This window comes from Kistimonas scapharcae, from assembly GCF_039540975.1.
GTDB lineage: Bacteria > Pseudomonadota > Gammaproteobacteria > Pseudomonadales > Endozoicomonadaceae > Kistimonas > Kistimonas scapharcae.
In genome coordinates, this window is sequence record NZ_BAABFL010000176.1 from 1 (window position 1) to 720 (window position 720).

At 41.9% G+C, this 720-nt stretch carries 1 protein-coding gene; it reads left to right on the forward strand.

The features are described 5' to 3' along the window. The coding region (locus ABD892_RS10255; protein WP_345195528.1) for a hypothetical protein at positions 1 to 654 on the forward strand (654 nt) is incomplete at its 5' end. Between the last annotated feature and the right edge of the window lie 66 nt (positions 655 to 720).

Sequence of the window (720 nt, forward strand, 5' to 3'; positions counted from 1 at the left end):
AAAGCGAAACTTTGTCAGTGTCGTAGCTCTGGCTTGTGCTTTTGTCTGGTTACCAATGTGAAACGTCAACAGCTCCTAGAGAATGGGCGGTTGATGCCGCTTCCCGCAGATAGGACAGTTTTTTATCGAGAAGATAAAACTCAACTTATAGGGATTAGAGAAGAATTTTGCACACCCGCTGATATCGCACTCATAGCCCATAGGGATTATCGAGTTGTTTACGATACTGAAACCATTGAGAGAAAGTTTGATAATAGTCGGCGTGATGCATTAAAACAGCAGTTTAAGCAAACGAGATCGCCTGCATTTGATAAATGGTTCCTTTCATTGCTCGAAAAACTTGAGGGTTTTACTGATATTAAAGAGCCATCTTCTGAAATAAAACGAAGAGCCATTTCAAGCGCTAACGATTACGTAACTTATTATACAGACCAAACCACACAATCCGGACTCGCACTGAGTATTGGCAGGAAAAAAAACATGGAGGATTGGGTGATCCCTTGTCGATCAGAGTCCGTAGGTCAGGACACCACACTTATTGAACATGGTTTGCCATTTAATCGTAATAAAGTTGTGGCTGTTCTCGATGGACATCAGCGAACAGAGAAAGCAGTCAGTGAGGACCACTTTACCGCAGGGCGGTGTTTAGCTTAAAAGTGGTTTTACCCAGTGTTTTGAAATCCTTTCTAATAACCCATCTTCTGAGAAGATTTCAGTCTT